Raw genomic sequence first — 15,422 nt, forward strand, 5'->3', positions numbered from 1 at the left:
CATTTCCGGCGCAGTTTGATGACGCCTTTTCCGCAAGGGAAAGCGAAAGACTGCCTAACGGCGGCGGATCGTGCCGGTGAGATTTACCGCATCCGCGACCGTGTTGGAGATGGTGCCGTACTTGCGGATGTTCTTGTGCAGAAGTTCGAGCCGCTGGTTGGTCTCGCCGGTGTCGACGATGATTTCATAGGTGACGGAGACCATTTTCGGCGGCGCATCCTGGCGCTGGCCGTGCAGGCGGACGTCCACGCCGTCCAGCGCGAAGCCCAGAAGAGGCGTTACACGCTCGATTCCCTTCAGGATGCAGGCGGCTACCGAGGCCAGGAAAAGCTCCGCCGGATTAAAGGCATCGGGCCGGCCGGAAAGGTCGGTATCCAGCACCAGGCGGGCCTCACCGGCGCGGGCTTCGCTGCCGTGGGCATCCATCCGCCGGGCGGTGACCGAGTATTCCAGCATGGTCAGGAGACCTTAGACCCGGCGTGCTCGCGGCGGAAGGCTTCGATCCGTGCCTCGATTTCGTCGCGGGCGGCGGCAAAGCGGGCGCGGAAGTCTTCGGGCGTGAGCGCGGGGTCGGAGCTGGCAGGGTCGTCGATGGGCCAGTGGAAGCGCCGGGTCTCGCCGGGGAGCCAGGGGCAGATCTCCTCGGCGCAGAGGGTGATGACATAGTCGAAGGCGGCGGCGTCGAGCGAGGCGAAGGATTTCGACGTGTGGGAGGTGATGTCGATGCCGCGATTGGCCATCGCCTCGATGGCGTAGGGGTTCGGCCTCGTCGGGGCGGAGCCGGCAGACATCACCTCGGCGCCAGGGCCGAGGAGGTGTCGGGCGAGGCCTTCGGCCATCTGGCTGCGGGCGGAATTGGCGACGCAGAGGAAGAGGACGTTCATGCAGGCTCCGTCTCGAAGGCGGCGAATTTTTCGCGGGTGCGGTTGGCGAAGACGACGAGCGACAGCATCACCGGCACTTCGACGAGGACGCCGACGACGGTGGCCAGCGCCGCGCCGGAGTTCAGGCCGAAGAGGCTGATTGCGACAGCGACGGCAAGTTCGAAAAAGTTGGATGTGCCGATCAGCGCGCAGGGGGCGGCTATGCGGTGGGGCACTTTCCAGGCGAAGGCGGCGGCGTAGGCGACGGCGAAGATGCCATAAGACTGGATGAGGATAGGCACGGCGATCAGGGCGATGACCAGAGGGTTCGCGAGGATGACGCCGCCCTGGAAACCGAAGAGAAGGACAACCGTGGCGAGGAGGCCAATGACCGAGGCGGGTTTGATCCGCGCCATGAAGGTATCGACGGCGGCGAGGCCGCCGCGTGCGATCAGCAAGCGGCGCGCGATGATGCCGGCGATCAGGGGGATGATGACATAGAGGCCGACCGAGAGCATCAGTGTTTCCCAGGGCACGGAGATTTCCGCGACGCCGAGCAGCAGCGCAACAATGGGCGCGAAGGCGAAGACCATAATGGCGTCGTTCACACCGACCTGCGCGAGCGTGTAGGCAGGATCGCCCCTGGTGAGCTGGGCCCAGACAAAGACCATGGCCGTGCACGGCGCAGCGCCGAGCAGGATGAGGCCGGCGATGTAGGATTTTGCATCGCCTGCCGGTATCAGACCCGCGAAGAGGTGCTCGAAGAAGAGGACGCTGAGCAGCGCCATCGTGAACGGCTTGATCAGCCAGTTGACGACGAGCGTGATGATCAAGCCCTTGGGCCTCGCGAAGGCCCCGCGGATGCCGGCAAACTCGATGCCGATCATCATGGGCCAGACCATCGCCCAGATGAGCAGGGCGACGGCGAAATTGACGTTGGCATACTCAAGGGACGCGAGCGCGCCGAAGGCAGACGGGAATAGCTGGCCGAGCGCGAGGCCGGCGACCAGGGCGAGACCGACCCAGACGGAGAGGAATTTTTCGAAGAGGCTCATGCGCGGGCGGGCTTGCAGGCTCTGGGTTTTGCGGGCGGGCAGCAGCCGGCGCGTTCGGCAGCGGCCTGCACGGGCGCGCAGATTTCGGGGCGGCCGTCGCAGCAGTCTTCCATCAGGTAAACGATCAGCTCACTGATCGAGCCGGTGCGCGCGGCATAGCGGATCACCCTGCCCTCGCGCGTGCCCGAAATGAGGCCGGCATGCACGAGAATGCTGAGCTGGGAGGAGAGCGTGTTCGGCGCAAGGCCGACGTCGGCCGCAATCTCACCCGCCGGGACGCCTCCCGGCCCGGCGCGCACGAGCAGACGGAAGACGTCGAGCCGCCCGGATTGGGCAAGGGCGGAGAGACGATCGATGGCGAGACTTGATTCCATAATTCGACGAATGTCGAAATATTTGGAGTGCGTCAAGGGGCAGGAAAGACAGCGGTGAGACGTCCAAAGGAACGCGCGCGCCTCCTGGCATCCCGGCGAACACGAAGCCGGCATCGAGGGGGCTTTGCTAATGTTTCAAAGCAGGGGCCCCGGCTTTCACTTTCTCCGGGATGACAAAATCAGAAATGAGGCCCTGTAAGCGCGGTCAGGCCTTGATCTCGACGGAGACGAACTGGTCGAACCAGCCGCCGGTTTCCCCACGGCGTTTGAGGCGGATCAGGATGGGGGTAGCGGGCGTGGCGAGGCCGGCTTTGACCTTGGCCAGCGTGTCGGTCACCGAAGTGACGGCCTTGAAGTTTACCTCGACGATGACATCGCCCCGGCGCAGCTTGTTAAAGGCGCGTCCCCGCGGGCTGACCGAGGTGACGACGACGCCGGCAAGGTCCTTCGGGATGGCGTAGCGGCGGCGCATGTCGTCATCGACCGGGGAAATCTCCGCCCCCAGATCATTCGAGTTTGCGGCCGTGTCCGGCGCAGCGGCGGCGGTTGCTTCCTCGTCGTCCTTCAGCTCGGTGAGCGTGACGGCGACCTCCCGTGTGCGGCCATCGCGGACGATGGAGAGGTTGACGGACTTGCCGATCGGCTTTTCTGAGAGGGTGCGCGTCATCTCGCGAACGCCGACCACCGACTTGCCATCGATGGTCAGGATGAGATCGCCGACTTCGAGCTTGGCTTTCGCAGCCGGGCTGTCATCGGAGATCCGTGTAATGATGACCCCGGTGAGGCCCTTGGCGCGGTAGGCCTTGATCAGGGCGGCGTCGGCGTCCTGCACGTTGACGCCGAGCCAGGGGCGGCGCACGCGGCCGTCCTTGATCAGGGCGGCGCTGATGCGTTTGACCGTGTTCGACGGCACCGAGAAGCCGAGGCCGATGGAGCCGCCGGACTGCGAGATGATGGCGGTGTTCACGCCGACGACCTGGCCGGCAAGATTGAACAGCGGACCGCCGGAATTGCCCTGGTTGATGGCCGCGTCGGTCTGGATGAAATTGTCCGAACGCCCCGTATTCAGGTCCCGGCCAGTGGCCGAGATGATACCCGCGGAGACCGAGCCGCCGAAGCCGAGCGGGTTGCCGATGGCGATGACCCAGTCGCCGACCACGGCCTTGTCGCTGTCTGCCAGTTCGACGAAGGGCAGCGGCGTGCGGGAGGTGACCTTGAGGACGGCGATGTCCGTATCGCGGTCGCGTCCGACGAGCTTGGCCTGCAATTCGCGCCCGTTCGAGAAGGTGATGGTGATCGTGTCGGCTTTCTCGATCACGTGATTGTTGGTGATGATGTAGCCATCGGCGCTGATGACGAAGCCGGAGCCGAGCGAGCCCTGGCGCTGGAAGCCGTCGCCGTCGCGGCCGAAATATTCGTTGAAACGTTCGGCGGGCGAGCCTTCCGGGAAGGTGGGCATGCCGGAGGCGATGACGGTTTCGGTGGAGATGTTCACCACCGCCGGCATCAGGCGTTTGGACAGGGCGGAAAAGCTCGATGGGGCAGACTTCATGTCGACGCCGGTGGCGGGTTTCGACAGACTGACCTGCGCTTCGGCGCCAAGGCCGGCGGCGGGCAAGGCCAGAAGGGCAAGCGCCAGAAGGGCGGCGTAGTTCATGGGGGCGTTCGCTCCGGTCAGGTTCGGAACTTTTTGTGAGGTCCGATTGGCGCCTGACTATGGCGCTTTGGGGGCCGAGTGCAACCGCTTCAGGCGGTGCGCACTGCAAGTGTGAGGAGCGCCGCACCGATCGCCGCGACGACCAGACCCGCAAGGATAAGGTCGCGCGGGCAAAGCGACTGGACGCGGAAGGCCAGCGTGCGCATGAAATCCGGCGCGATGGCGCACAGGCTACCCTCGACCAGCAGCCAGACGCCGAACCCGGCGAGGAGGACGGTGAGCAGGCTCACCGTCCTTCCCGGGTAGTCACGGCAATTGTCCCAGACGCGTTTGCCAGGTTTCGGATCGCCGCTCTAGCGCGGAACACCGGCGGACCGGGCGCTGTCAAAGAACTGATCACAGATACCGAGCGAGTTCGGGCCGACAATGATCTGCGTGCCCTCCTGGATGGCCGTTTCGCAGGCGATCAGCGCGCGCTGGAAGCGGAAGAACTCTGCGTCCTTGTTATAGGCGGTCGCATAGGTTTCCGAGGCCTTGGCATCGCCTTCACCGCGGATCTTGGAAGACTGTTCACGGGCCTGCGCCTCGATGACGGTCTTCTCGCGTTCGGCCTGGGCGCGGATCAGGCGGGCCCGCTCCTCCCCTTCCGAGCGGATACGCTGCGCTTCCTGGAGACGGGCAGTCCGCATCCGTTCGTAGACACCTTCGGCGACTTCGTTCGGCAGGTCGGCCTGACGGATGCGCACATCGATGATGTCGATGCCGTCGGCGGCGAGGCCGGCGTTCACGCCCTGCCGGATGCGGCCCATGAGCTGGGCGCGCTGGCCGGAAACGATTTCCGGGACCGGCACATCGCCCAGCACTTCGCGGATGGCGGAGGTGGTGATGCGGTTGAGCTGCGACTGGGCGGCTTCCTCGGTACGGAAGCGCTGATAGTAGCGCAGGGGATCGTTGATCCGCCAGCGGACGAATGCGTCGACCCGCAGGCGGCGCTGGTCGGAGGCGAGAACCTGGATGCCTTCGATATCGAGGCCCAGGTTACGCTTGTCGATGATCTCGACCTGCTGGATGATCGGGATCTTCATATGAAGGCCGGCTTCGTCCTTGCCGGGCTCGTTGATCAGAGCGACCGGACGGCCCACCTGGAGCACGATGGCCTGTTGCGACTGGCGCACGATGAAGAAGACATTGGAAGCGATGATCAGTCCGAGAATGGACACTATCAGGATGAGCCATCCGAAAGCGCGCATTATTGATCTCCCGTGTTCGGAGCAGTCGCCGGTCGGCGGGTGCGCTCAAGCGGCAGGTACGGAACGGCGCCGGAATCCTGGTCGAGGATCATCTTGTCCGTGCGGGCAAGGACACGTTCCATGGTTTCGAGGTACATGCGCTCGCGGGTCACGCGGGGCGCCTTGCGGTATTCCTCGTAGATCTGGTCGAAACGGGACGCTTCACCGCCGGCGTCGGCGATGACGCGGTCACGGTAGGCTTCGGCTTCCTGCAGCAGGCGCTGCGCGGTGCCGCGGGCCTGGGGGACGACCTCGTTGGCGAACTGGGTGGCCTGGTTGGTCCGGGTTTGTGCATCCTGCTCGGCGACGTTCACGTCGTTGAAGGCCTCGATCACCTGCTGCGGCGGATCGGACTTGTCGATCTGGATCGAGAGAATCTCGACGCCGGCGCGGTATTCGTTGAGCAGGGCCTGGGTCTGGGCCGCGACGGCCTGCTGCACGATGTCGCGTTCAGTAGTAATGATGTTCTGCAGGCGCGTCGTGCCGACGACCTCGCGCATCACCGACTCGGCGACCTGTTCGACGGTCAGCGAAGGATCGCGCACGTTGAGCAGGAAGTTTTCCGGATTGGCCGTGTCGACCTTCCAGAAGACCGAGAACTGGATGTCGACGATGTTTTCGTCCTGCGTCAGCATCAGGCTTTCTTCCGCCGTGCCGCCGAGACGCGTCTCGATCCGGCGTTCGACCGGGATCAGAATATGGCTCTCGAGGGGGGCCGGAAGGTGGAAGTGCAGGCCGGGGCCGAAATTGGTCTGCCATTTGCCGAAGCGGAAGACGGCCGCCTGCTGGGTCGGGTCAACGATAACGATGCTGGTGGAGAGCCAGGACAGGAGGACCACGCCGCCGATGACGAGCACGCCGAGGGGGCCAAGGTTCGGCATCTGCGCGCCGCCCTTGCCGCGGCCACCGCCCCCGCCGCCGCCGCGTCGCTGGCGAAAGCGGTCCTGCATGCGGCGCATCTGTTCTTCAAGGTCGGCCGGCTCCTTGTCGCCGCCGCCCTTGCCGCCGCCCTTGCCGCCGCCGGGGCCGCCGCCGGGGCCGCCGCCGGGGCCGCCACCGCCGCTGCCCGGACGGTTCCAGGGCGAGCCGCCCTCACCGCCGCCGGAGCCTTTTCCGCCGTCGCCGCCCCAGGGGCCGGAACCTTTATTGTTTTCTTCCCAGGGCAATAACGCCTCCTGAATTCTTCGAGTGGGGCCTATATAGGGCGTCTTGCGATGTGTGCACGTCGATTCGCCATGTCTAACAGGCTAAAATGAAGCAACTTCTTAACCGGAAGCCTGCGGTTTCGCCCTCAGCGCGAGTTGGCGGCGCGCAAACAGTAAAAAGGCTGGGTTTCGGGACCAATGTTTGGATCAAAGCAGAAGACACGTGAAAAGCTGGCGGGCGCTATCACCGAGGCGCTCGGCGGGGCGGGCTGGCTGGAGTCTGTATCGGTCGACGATGACGGCAAGGCCCTGCTGGTGATCCTTGCCGAGGACGGCGATGCCGGCACGGCCGAAGCGCGGCGAATTGAAGCCGAGAATTATGCGAGCCGGATTCCGGGGATTACCGCCGTGCGCAGTGTCATGACGGCGCAGCTGCGCCCAAGCGCGAGGCGGGCACATGCGCATGGCCCCGGCGATGGCCACACGCACAGCCATGCGCCCGCGCCCCCGGCCCCGGGGCTGCGCCGGGTGACCAAGGGGGCGCGGCTGTCGGACGAAGCGATCAGCCAGGGCGTGCCGGGGCCGGCGCAGGCGATGAGGCCGGTCCCGGGGATTGACCGCATCCTGGTGGTAGCGAGCGCCAAAGGGGGCGTGGGCAAATCGACCGTGGCGGTGAACCTGGCCGCCGCGATGGCCAAGGCCGGCATGCGCGTCGGCCTGCTGGACGCGGACATCTATGGCCCCTCGATTCCGACAATGCTGGGCACGGTGAGCGCGGAGCCCGCGACCTCGGCGGTGAAGAAACTTGTGCCGGTGGAAGCGTACGGCATGAAGACGCTGTCGATCGGGTATCTGTCCGATCCGGACTCGCCGATGATCTGGCGTGGGCCGATTGTCATGTCGGCAATCACGCAGCTGCTGAACGATGCCGAATGGGGCACGCGGGAAGAACCGCTGGACATTCTGATCATCGACACGCCGCCGGGCACCGGCGACGCGCAGCTGGCGATTGCGCAGAAAGTGCCGGTGACGGCCGCGCTGCTCGTGACGACACCGCAGGAAGTGGCGCTGGCCGACGTGCGGCGCGGGGCGGCGATGTTTACCAAGACCCATGTCCCCGTTATCGGGCTTGTCGAGACCATGAGCTGGTTCGAGGATGGTACGGGTACGAAGCAATTCCTGATGGGCGAAGGCGGCGCGCGCAGGATGAGCGCGGCGCTGGGATTGCCGGTTCTGGCCGAGATTCCGATGCTGCAGGCGATCCGCGAAGGCGGCGATACGGGGATTCCGGCGGCGCTGGGAACAAGTCCCGCGGCGGACATTTTCATGGCCCTGGCGCGCAATGTGGCGATTGCGCTGGACCAGCTGGTGACCAAACCGGCGCCGGAAATCGTGTTCGAGGATTGAGGCGGCCCTGATTCGACAGGGATTCTTGGCCGAATGCTGGCCGTAAAAATATAAATATAATCAAAGACTTGTAAGTAATATCCGGGTGGGATACAAACCGATGTTAACGACGCTTGCGTCCGCCTGCCGGAAAGGCTGTGCCCATGTCCCTCGAAAAATCAGAGATCCTTGAAACGATCGGCGAAACCGCTGAAGCTGCGCCGATGCGCGAAACGGCGCCCGTGATCCCGGCGTCCCGCGAGGCACCGCGCAAGCGCTATGCCGCGCCGTCTGCCCCGCGTGTCCTGCAATGCATGCTGCCAGCCGATTCCGCCGAGCGCACAACCCGGGTAAAAGCCTGAGACCATCCGTAACCAGACGGACCCGGCAAACTTCCAGCGCCTTGAATCGCCGGGCCGTCCCGAAAACATTATGAGACATGCGCCCCGTCCGCTGGGCTGGCTGCGCCGGATGCCAGCAGCTTTGCTGGGGGTACTCTGCCTGCTGTTCGGCGCCGGACTTCTGGGCACGGCAGCCTTCGCGCAGACAAATACCTCTGCCGCCGGACCACCTGCGAACTCGGTGTCCAAGCCCTATGGCCAAGGCTGGACCTGTGACAAGGGATTCCGCGAGGCCGCCGGCGCCTGCGCCTCGGTCAAACTGCCGGAGAACGCCCACCTGACGGGCGGCAATTACGGCTCTGGCTGGGACTGCAATTACGGTTTCTTGCGCCTGGGCGACGCCTGCGCGGCGGTCAGGGTACCGGCCAATGCCTATCTCGACGGGTCAGGCACGCGGTGGACCTGCGAGCGCGCATATGCGCGCGACGGCGAGCTGTGCAAGGCGATCAAGGTGCCGGTGAACGGCTACCTGACCAATTCGAACCATGGCGAGGGCTGGGCCTGCGAACGCGGCTTCCGGCCAGAGCACGGCGCTTGCCTGAAGATCGTGCTGCCCGGGAATGCCTACCTGACCGACAGCGCGACCGGATCCGGCTGGGCCTGTAACAGGGGCTATGCGCCGAAGGGCGCTGCCTGCCAGAAGATCAAGATGCCGTCATTTGCGCATCTGAACACATCCGGGGACGGATGGCAGTGCAACCGGCCGTACCGGCAGGTTGGCGGAGCGTGTGCGCCGCCTTAGGGCGCCTCTACGCGTTTCCAGTAAGACCCCTAACTCCCAACGCGCCCTCCGCCTCTCCCCCGCTGCGGGCAGGGCGTGAATGAGTTCAGGCATTATAGTTCAGCTTCAGGCCGGCTTCCGGCCAGCGTGTCTTGAGCAGCTGGCCTGTGCCGGAGGCGCAGATGTAGGCGTCGTGCATATCCTTGCCGCCAAAGGCGATGTTGGTGACGAAGGGGTCTGCGATTTCGGTGAAGCTGGACTGGCCGTCCGGCGTGATGGTGGTGATGCCGCCCGTGCTGCCATTTTTCAGGATTGTTGCCACACAGACGTTTCCGGAAGCGGCGACGGCGAGCGAGTCGAAGTAGCAAAGCTCCGTTTGCCCCGTAATCACACGGCCGCGCAGGAAGGGCGGCTTGTGCGGCGTGTATTCGCCCGGGCCGGTGAGCGCGAAGCCCCAGAGGCGCGCTGTCATCGTATCGGCGAAATAGAGCGTGCGGCCATCCGGCGAGAGGCCGCAGCCATTAGGCGAGATGTGGTGGTAGTCGACTTCCTTGATGAGGGAGCCATCGGGCTTGGCGTAATAGACGCCGCCATGGTCCCGGTAACGCGAGAAGCCCTTGCAGAGATCGGTGAAATAGAAGCCGCCGGATTTGTCGAAGACGACGTCGTTGGGTCCGCGCAGCTTGTTGCCATCGACTTCGTCATAGAGGCGTTCGACCTTGCCGGTGGAGAGGTCGATCCGCTCGATGCGGCCGCCGGAATAGTCGGCCGGGCAATTGCCGGGGATCGTGAGGCCGCCGACCTCGTGATATTCGAAGCCGCCATTGTTGCAGCAATAGAGCGCGCCGTCCGGACCGATGGCGAGGCCGTTGGGGCCGCCGCCGGGCGTGGCGATGACTTCATGCTTGCCGTTCCAGAGGCGGCTGATGCAGCCCTTCTTGATTTCGACGAGAATGATGGAGCCATCCTCCATCACCACAGGGCCTTCGGGAAAGCCGAGGCCGGAGCCGACCACTTCGAAATTCATGTCTTCCTCCCGGATAATTCTCCGCAAGGCTACGCCTCGGCCGGGGGAGCGTCCACCGCTCCCGCCGGGTCAGGCTAAATCCGGCCAAATCAGGCCAAATCAGGCCAGTTCAGGCCAGTTCAGGCCAGTTCAGGCCAGTTCAGGCGGGCGCTGTCACATGGTCGAGGATTCGCAGCGTGAAAGCATGGTCATTGCCCTGCCCGGATGCAAAGCGGGTAACCGAGCTTTCGGACCAGGCGCGCATGTCAATGACCGGGAAGTAGGCGTCGCCTTCCGGCTCGGCATCGACTTCGGTGAGGTAGATCCGGTCGGCCAGCGGCAGGGCAATCTCGTAGATTGCGGCGCCCCCGATGATGAAGACTTCCGGCTGGCCGGCTCGCAGGGCCATGGCCTTGGCGGCGTTGATGGCGGGCGAGACGCTGGAATAGACGCGCGCTTCAGCCGCGTCGTAATTCCAGTCGCGGCTGATCACAATGTTCGGGCGACCCGGCAGCGGGCGCTTCGGCAGGCTTTCCCAGGTCTTGCGGCCCATGATGACGGGCGCGCCCATCGTGGTGCGTTTGAAATGGGCAAGATCGTCCTTCAGGCGCCAGGGCAATTGCCCTGCACTGCCGATCACTCTATTTTGTCCTTGGGCGACAATGAGGCTGAGGCGGATGGGTTGGGTCATGAGCGTGGTTCCGGGCGGCCAAGGGACGGGACGGGCATGCGCCATCCCCGGCGCCGTTAACTCTATGGATCTGAAGTGTGGGCTCGTGCGCCGCGGCGCAAGCCAGGCGCAACCCGCAATCGCAGCCCTCGCTGCATTTGCCGTAAGGGAATTGGACATTCATGGGCTTTGATCTTGTCTCCGTTCTGACGAATGGGCAGACGGGCCTTCTGGGTCCGGCGCTGGGCGCGCTGGGGCTGACATTTGCGGCGATCTGGCTGCTGCAAGGGCGGGCCTGGGCGCTGTTCTATGTGGTGCTGATCCCGTTCCTGAACTGGAGTTTCGGGGTGATCCCGGAATTCAACGTCCTGGCTCCCGGCGAGAACGCGACGTTCCCGCAAGGTGTGGCGCTGCATCCGATGACCATGGTGACCGGCATGGTATTCGTGATCCGGGATTTCGTGCAGCGCGAGATGGGCCACCGGGTGCTTATCCTGATGGCAATCGCGGTGGCCTGGTCGTTCTTCTATGCCTGGCCAGTGATCGCGCTGGCGAGCGGGATCGCGTTCGCGATTTCCGAAGGCGTAGACTGGCTGCTGTTCACGTTCACGAAGTATCGCCTCTCGACACGAATCCTGCTGTCGAGCGCGGTCGCAGCGCCGGTGGATACGACCGTGTTTCTCTATGGCGCCGACCTCGCCAAGCAGATGGAGCTGGGCATGGATCCCGGCAATTCGCTGCATGCGTGGAACTGGGTCGTGTTCGTGATAGGCAAGATGGTAGGCGCGGTGATCGTGTCGGCGATCATCCGGAGGCGCGAAGATGCGGGGCTGATTTCGCCGCACGAGGCTTGATTGCATTCGCTCCGCGCAGACCGCGGCCCAGGAGCCGGAGCGCCTGGCCCTTCATTCTGCTGGTCAAGACACCCCGCCTTGAGGTCGCAGACGTTGCGTGACCCTCAACCGGCGAACTCGGTCGAGGGTCACCCTGAATGCAGCCGGAGGTCTATTCTGTCTCCAGCACCTTCTGCTTGAACAGAATGCCTGCGAGCGCTGCGCCGACCAGCGGGGCGATGAGGAAGAGCCAGAGCTGCGAGATGGCCGTACCGCCGACAATGATGGCCGGACCGAAGCTGCGGGCCGGGTTCACCGAGACGCCGGTGACCTGGATGCCAACGATATGGATAACCGTAAGCGTCAGGCCGATGGCGAGGCCGGCAAACATGCCAGGAGCGGACTTCTGCGTGCTGCCGAGAATTACAACCAGGAACAGGAAGGTCGCCACACCTTCGAAGACGAGGGCCGCAGCGAGCGTGTATTCTCCCAGATAGCCCGGGCCCCATCCGTTCTGACCGAGGCCGCCAGTGGCAAGGTCGTAGCCGGCCTTGCCGCTGGCAATGAGGTAAAGGACGCCGGCGCCGAGCAGGGCGCCGATGAACTGCGCTGCCCAATAGCGCAGCATGGTATTGAGGGGCATGCGCCCGGCGACGAAGGCGCCGAAGCTGACCGCCGGGTTGACATGGCAACCCGAGATGGGGCCGATGCCGTAAGCCATGGCGACGATCGCCAGTCCGAAAGCAAAGGCGATCCCGAGCTGGCCGACCTCGGCGCCCGCAAGGACCGCCGAGCCACAGCCGAGCAGGACAAGGGTGAATGTGCCGATGAGCTCGGCGACGAAGACTTTCATGTGGTGGTGCCTCCAAAAAAATCCTGCCGGACGGATCTTGCGTGTCCCCCTCGGCACGGGTCGCAATCATGGCGAGCTTCGCGCGCTGCGGCAAGCGGCGGCGCCGGTCTTGCCTTTGCAGGCTGATCCGGCAAGACAGGAGGCCTGCCCCGCAACCGGAGAAGACGGCAATGATCAACAGGCGCCCCTTGGGCGCGGCTTTAGCGGGCGCCGCGCTGCTCGCCGGCTGCGGCTCCGCGGACAAGCAGACCAGGGCCGCAGCCCGTGAACCCGCCATCACCGGCTCAGCGGCTAAAGGCACGGCGCCTGCGGTTTCACGGACGCCGGACGGAGAGCCCAAGATCGTGTCCCTGCCCTTCCGGCTGGATGTGACCCTTTCAGAGGACACACGGGGGAAACTCAGCGAAACCCATGCCGATCTCGGCGTTTCGGCGGATTATTACGGCGTCCCGAAAGACCCCCGCATGGCCGGGCTCGACCCTGACCTCGGCGTCTGGCTGGGCGGCGAGATGGTGACCATCGACCCGGGTCAGCGGTCCGTGACCTTCAAGGGTCAGGTCGATGCCGCGCGGGTTGCCCGCGAGGTGATCGGCGATGCACGCGTCAAGGTGACGGTGTACCCGGTGCGGGACTTTTCGGCCGAGGCGGCGATCACCTGCACAGAGTTTGACGAATACCTGTCCATAGCGGTGGAAACCGGCGGCACAGTGCACTGCACCCTGAGGGGCGAATAGGCCGCCCGGTCAGACCGCGACCGCGGCCTTGATGTGGGGATGAGGATTATAGTCCTCGATCCGGAAATCGTCATAGGTCCAGCCGAAAAGATCGGTCTTGTCCGGGTTCATCCAGAGTTTTGGCAAGGGACGCGGCTCGCGCGTCAGCTGCAGTTCGGCCTGTTCGAGATGGTTCAGGTAGAGGTGTGTGTCTCCGAAGGAATGGACAAAGTCCCCGGGGCGCAGGCCCGCGGCGCGGGCCATCATGTGGGTGAGCAGGGCGTAGGAGGCGATGTTGAACGGTACGCCGAGGAAGACATCCGCCGAGCGCTGGTAAAGCTGGCAGTTCAGCCGGCCGCCGATGACATTGAACTGGAAGAGGCAGTGGCAGGGCGGCAGGGCCATATCGTTAACGTCTGCCGGGTTCCATGCCGAAACGATAAGGCGGCGGGAGTTTGGATTGGTGCGGATTTCATCCAGCACCCACTGGACCTGGTCGATGGTACGCCCGTCCGGCGCCGCCCAGCTGCGCCACTGTTTGCCATAGACCGGGCCAAGATCGCCGTTGGCATCGGCCCAGTCATCCCAGATGGAAACGCCGTTTTCCTTCAGCCAGGCAATATTTGTTTCACCGCGAAGGAACCAAAGCAGCTCGATTATAATAGAGCGCACGTGCAGGCGTTTTGTTGTCACCAGCGGGAAGCCCTGTTCGAGGTCAAACCGCATCTGGCGCCCGAAAACGCCGCGCGTGCCCACGCCCGTGCGGTCAGCGCGGTCATGGCCGTTCTGCAGTATGTCCTGCAGGAGCGCTTGATATTGCTGCATGGCGGCGTCCTCTCGCGAGCGGGCGAATCGGGCGAATGATAGGTTAACCAGACCCTGCCCGGCGAGTCGCAATTTGCCGGTTCCCGGAAACCCTCGTTCAAGACCGATCTGTCATAAGCCTCAGTAGGTATTGCGCGGAAATCCACCAGGGGTGAGCTGGGCTATGTCGATCAAGTTTGCAATTCCGCGCCGGGTTCGCCGGTTCGCCGGCAATGACCGGGGCAATGTGGCGATACTGTTCGCCCTGTCCTGCCTGGTGATCTTCCCGCTGGTCGGCTTCGCCATCGACCTCTCGCGGGTCATGGTGGAAAAGCAAAAGCTGCAACAGGCAACCGACGCTGCGGCTCTGGCCGCCGCACACGATCCGTTCTTGACGTCGGGACAGCGCGAGGGGGTGATCAACGCCCACCTTGACCATCTGGAAGAGGTACTCGGCCGGGAAATCACCTACGAGCTGACCCAGGACGCCGAAGGCCGCATCTCGCTGGTCACACACATCACCGTAAACACCACGATCGCAAAGATCTTGGGCCGCGACTATGTCGCTGTCACGGTTCGTTCGGACGCGGTTCAAGGCGGCGCGGATATCGAAGTCGCCATGATCCTCGACATCACAGGCTCGATGGCCGGCACCCGCATTACAGCGTTGAAAGAGGCATCCGCCGACCTCGTAAACATCGTCGTCAAGGACGAGCAGACGCCGTATTATACCAAGGTATCAATGGTGCCCTATGCGGTGGCTGTAAACGTTGGCGACTATGCCGAACAGGTCCGTGGACCAATCACTGGGGGACGCCCGGTCACCGGCGCTTACTGGCAGGTCGGCGCGCAGAAATCACTTACTCAGATAACCAATCAAAACATTGCGGTGGTTACCTCGAACAGCCACGGTTTCGCCAACGGCGACCGCGTCTGGATCAGCGGTGTCAGCGGCATGACCCAGGTCAACGACAGAGTGTTCACGATTTTCAGTGTGACCACAGACAATTTCCGCCTGCAGAGCACCGACAGCCGCAGCTACGGTACCTACACAAGCGGCGGTATCATCCGCAAGTGCGCCAACACGAACTGCGAAGTCACAGTGACTGCCAACGGTCACGGGCTGGACAATGGCGATCACGTCTGGATTACCGGCGTAAATGGCATGACGCAGATCAACCGGACAACACACCAGACCTGGGTGGTCTCCAATACCGCTGCCAACACCTATGTGCTCAACAGCACGGTCGGCCCCAGCTACGGCGCCTATACGAACGGCGGCACGTCCTTCTGCACCGAAGCAGGTTGCCAATACTTCCGCTTCAACAACGCCAGCAACGGCGCCCAGCGCCTCCACCGGATCACCACCTGCGCGACGGAACGGACCGGCGACGAGGCCTATACGGATGCGGCTGCGGCCGAGAGCTATGTGGGTCGTGGCTACCTGTCCACATCCAACCCCTGCCCCGCAGCCAGGATCATCCCGCTGACGGCTGACAAGGACCTGCTCCTGGACGCGATCGATGACCTGTCCATCGGCGGCTCGACGGCCGGCCATATGGGCGCGGCATGGGGCTTCTATACGCTCTCGCCGGAGTTCGGGGACATTTTCCCCGCCGCCAGCAAGCCAGCCGCATTCGGTCGCCCGAAAC

General features: G+C 64.1%; 18 protein-coding genes. 6 read left to right on the forward strand and 12 right to left on the reverse strand.

Annotated features, from left to right (window positions below; translation table 11 throughout):
- Positions 1-54 precede the first annotated feature (54 nt).
- The 8 genes from WEA77_RS00555 to hflK all read right to left on the reverse strand — a co-directional run bounded on the left by WEA77_RS00555 (position 55) and on the right by hflK (position 6,404).
- A complete protein-coding gene (locus WEA77_RS00555) occupies positions 55-456 on the reverse strand; it encodes an OsmC family protein (RefSeq protein ID WP_368065926.1) in 402 nt (133 codons plus the stop codon).
- Positions 457-458: 2 nt separating this feature from the next.
- Entirely contained in the window at positions 459-884 is a 426-nt protein-coding gene (locus WEA77_RS00560) for an arsenate reductase ArsC (protein WP_368065927.1), read from the reverse strand.
- A complete protein-coding gene (arsB, locus tag WEA77_RS00565; protein WP_368065928.1) occupies positions 881-1,918 on the reverse strand; it encodes an ACR3 family arsenite efflux transporter in 1,038 nt (345 codons plus the stop codon). The genes WEA77_RS00560 and arsB overlap by 4 nt, the downstream gene beginning before the upstream one ends.
- Positions 1,915-2,292 carry an ArsR/SmtB family transcription factor gene (locus WEA77_RS00570; protein ID WP_368065929.1) on the reverse strand — a complete coding sequence of 126 codons (378 nt, stop codon included), beginning with the start codon at positions 2,290-2,292 and terminating at the stop codon, positions 1,915-1,917. The genes arsB and WEA77_RS00570 overlap by 4 nt, the downstream gene beginning before the upstream one ends.
- A gap of 205 nt (positions 2,293-2,497) precedes the next feature.
- On the reverse strand, positions 2,498-3,949 hold the full coding sequence (locus WEA77_RS00575) for a Do family serine endopeptidase (protein ID WP_368065930.1): 1,452 nt from the start codon (positions 3,947-3,949) through the stop codon (positions 2,498-2,500).
- 89 nt (positions 3,950-4,038) lie between these two features.
- The gene (locus WEA77_RS00580; protein WP_368065931.1) at positions 4,039-4,239 is read right to left on the reverse strand and encodes a DUF2065 family protein; all 201 of its coding nucleotides are present in this window, start codon (positions 4,237-4,239) and stop codon (positions 4,039-4,041) included.
- Positions 4,240-4,302: 63 nt separating this feature from the next.
- Positions 4,303-5,199 carry a protease modulator HflC gene (gene hflC / locus WEA77_RS00585; protein WP_368065932.1) on the reverse strand — a complete coding sequence of 299 codons (897 nt, stop codon included), beginning with the start codon at positions 5,197-5,199 and terminating at the stop codon, positions 4,303-4,305.
- Entirely contained in the window at positions 5,199-6,404 is a 1,206-nt protein-coding gene (gene hflK, locus WEA77_RS00590) for an FtsH protease activity modulator HflK (RefSeq protein ID WP_368065933.1), read from the reverse strand. The genes hflC and hflK overlap by 1 nt, the downstream gene beginning before the upstream one ends.
- Positions 6,405-6,581: 177 nt before the next feature.
- Here hflK and WEA77_RS00595 point away from each other — a divergent pair, with 177 nt between their 5' ends.
- The 3 genes from WEA77_RS00595 to WEA77_RS00605 all read left to right on the forward strand — a co-directional run bounded on the left by WEA77_RS00595 (position 6,582) and on the right by WEA77_RS00605 (position 8,912).
- Positions 6,582-7,790 (forward strand): P-loop NTPase, encoded by a 1,209-nt coding sequence (locus WEA77_RS00595; RefSeq protein WP_368065934.1) that lies wholly within the window; start codon positions 6,582-6,584, stop codon positions 7,788-7,790.
- 143 nt (positions 7,791-7,933) lie between these two features.
- Positions 7,934-8,131 carry a hypothetical protein gene (locus tag WEA77_RS00600; RefSeq protein ID WP_368065935.1) on the forward strand — a complete coding sequence of 66 codons (198 nt, stop codon included), beginning with the start codon at positions 7,934-7,936 and terminating at the stop codon, positions 8,129-8,131.
- A gap of 70 nt (positions 8,132-8,201) precedes the next feature.
- On the forward strand, positions 8,202-8,912 hold the full coding sequence (locus WEA77_RS00605; protein ID WP_368065936.1) for a hypothetical protein: 711 nt from the start codon (positions 8,202-8,204) through the stop codon (positions 8,910-8,912).
- 85 nt (positions 8,913-8,997) lie between these two features.
- Here the strand turns inward: WEA77_RS00605 and WEA77_RS00610 are convergent, their stop codons facing one another.
- Together WEA77_RS00610 and WEA77_RS00615 are read right to left on the reverse strand one after the other, a co-directional pair.
- A complete protein-coding gene (locus WEA77_RS00610) occupies positions 8,998-9,918 on the reverse strand; it encodes an SMP-30/gluconolactonase/LRE family protein (protein ID WP_368065937.1) in 921 nt (306 codons plus the stop codon).
- A 139-nt stretch (positions 9,919-10,057) separates the two neighbouring features.
- Positions 10,058-10,588 (reverse strand): dihydrofolate reductase, encoded by a 531-nt coding sequence (locus tag WEA77_RS00615; RefSeq protein WP_368065938.1) that lies wholly within the window; start codon positions 10,586-10,588, stop codon positions 10,058-10,060.
- A gap of 161 nt (positions 10,589-10,749) precedes the next feature.
- Between WEA77_RS00615 and WEA77_RS00620 the strand changes: the two genes are divergently transcribed.
- Positions 10,750-11,421 (forward strand): hypothetical protein, encoded by a 672-nt coding sequence (locus WEA77_RS00620; protein ID WP_368065939.1) that lies wholly within the window; start codon positions 10,750-10,752, stop codon positions 11,419-11,421.
- Positions 11,422-11,572: 151 nt separating this feature from the next.
- Here the strand turns inward: WEA77_RS00620 and aqpZ are convergent, their stop codons facing one another.
- Positions 11,573-12,253, reverse strand: coding sequence for an aquaporin Z (gene aqpZ / locus WEA77_RS00625; RefSeq protein ID WP_368065940.1), 681 nt, complete (start codon positions 12,251-12,253; stop codon positions 11,573-11,575).
- Positions 12,254-12,423: 170 nt separating this feature from the next.
- On the opposite strand from aqpZ, the gene WEA77_RS00630 reads away from it, so the two are divergent.
- The gene (locus tag WEA77_RS00630; protein WP_368065941.1) at positions 12,424-12,987 is read left to right on the forward strand and encodes a hypothetical protein; all 564 of its coding nucleotides are present in this window, start codon (positions 12,424-12,426) and stop codon (positions 12,985-12,987) included.
- Between the two features lie 9 nt (positions 12,988-12,996).
- Here WEA77_RS00630 and WEA77_RS00635 read toward each other — a convergent pair whose 3' ends face one another.
- Positions 12,997-13,791 carry a thymidylate synthase gene (locus WEA77_RS00635; protein WP_368065942.1) on the reverse strand — a complete coding sequence of 265 codons (795 nt, stop codon included), beginning with the start codon at positions 13,789-13,791 and terminating at the stop codon, positions 12,997-12,999.
- A 163-nt stretch (positions 13,792-13,954) separates the two neighbouring features.
- On the opposite strand from WEA77_RS00635, the gene WEA77_RS00640 reads away from it, so the two are divergent.
- On the forward strand, positions 13,955-15,422 hold a 1,468-nt coding region (locus tag WEA77_RS00640), incomplete at its 3' end, for a ubiquitin-activating E1 FCCH domain-containing protein (RefSeq protein ID WP_368065943.1).

It is taken from the genome of Hyphomonas sp. (assembly GCF_040882205.1).
Classification (GTDB): Bacteria; Pseudomonadota; Alphaproteobacteria; order Caulobacterales; family Hyphomonadaceae; genus Hyphomonas.

What these genes read in the sequence shown, in the direction of transcription:
- WEA77_RS00555 (WP_368065926.1), bottom strand. Translation starts at nt 456, where the DNA reads ATGCTGGAATACTCGGTCACCGCCCGGCGGATGGATGCCCACGGCAGC.
- WEA77_RS00560 (WP_368065927.1), bottom strand. Translation starts at nt 884, where the DNA reads ATGAACGTCCTCTTCCTCTGCGTCGCCAATTCCGCCCGCAGCCAGATG.
- arsB (WP_368065928.1), bottom strand. Translation starts at nt 1,918, where the DNA reads ATGAGCCTCTTCGAAAAATTCCTCTCCGTCTGGGTCGGTCTCGCCCTG.
- WEA77_RS00570 (WP_368065929.1), bottom strand. Translation starts at nt 2,292, where the DNA reads ATGGAATCAAGTCTCGCCATCGATCGTCTCTCCGCCCTTGCCCAATCC.
- WEA77_RS00575 (WP_368065930.1), bottom strand. Translation starts at nt 3,949, where the DNA reads ATGAACTACGCCGCCCTTCTGGCGCTTGCCCTTCTGGCCTTGCCCGCC.
- hflC (WP_368065932.1), bottom strand. Translation starts at nt 5,199, where the DNA reads ATGCGCGCTTTCGGATGGCTCATCCTGATAGTGTCCATTCTCGGACTG.
- WEA77_RS00595 (WP_368065934.1), top strand. Translation starts at nt 6,582, where the DNA reads ATGTTTGGATCAAAGCAGAAGACACGTGAAAAGCTGGCGGGCGCTATC.
- WEA77_RS00600 (WP_368065935.1), top strand. Translation starts at nt 7,934, where the DNA reads ATGTCCCTCGAAAAATCAGAGATCCTTGAAACGATCGGCGAAACCGCT.
- WEA77_RS00605 (WP_368065936.1), top strand. Translation starts at nt 8,202, where the DNA reads ATGAGACATGCGCCCCGTCCGCTGGGCTGGCTGCGCCGGATGCCAGCA.
- WEA77_RS00610 (WP_368065937.1), bottom strand. Translation starts at nt 9,918, where the DNA reads ATGAATTTCGAAGTGGTCGGCTCCGGCCTCGGCTTTCCCGAAGGCCCT.
- WEA77_RS00615 (WP_368065938.1), bottom strand. Translation starts at nt 10,588, where the DNA reads ATGACCCAACCCATCCGCCTCAGCCTCATTGTCGCCCAAGGACAAAAT.
- WEA77_RS00620 (WP_368065939.1), top strand. Translation starts at nt 10,750, where the DNA reads ATGGGCTTTGATCTTGTCTCCGTTCTGACGAATGGGCAGACGGGCCTT.
- aqpZ (WP_368065940.1), bottom strand. Translation starts at nt 12,253, where the DNA reads ATGAAAGTCTTCGTCGCCGAGCTCATCGGCACATTCACCCTTGTCCTG.
- WEA77_RS00630 (WP_368065941.1), top strand. Translation starts at nt 12,424, where the DNA reads ATGATCAACAGGCGCCCCTTGGGCGCGGCTTTAGCGGGCGCCGCGCTG.
- WEA77_RS00635 (WP_368065942.1), bottom strand. Translation starts at nt 13,791, where the DNA reads ATGCAGCAATATCAAGCGCTCCTGCAGGACATACTGCAGAACGGCCAT.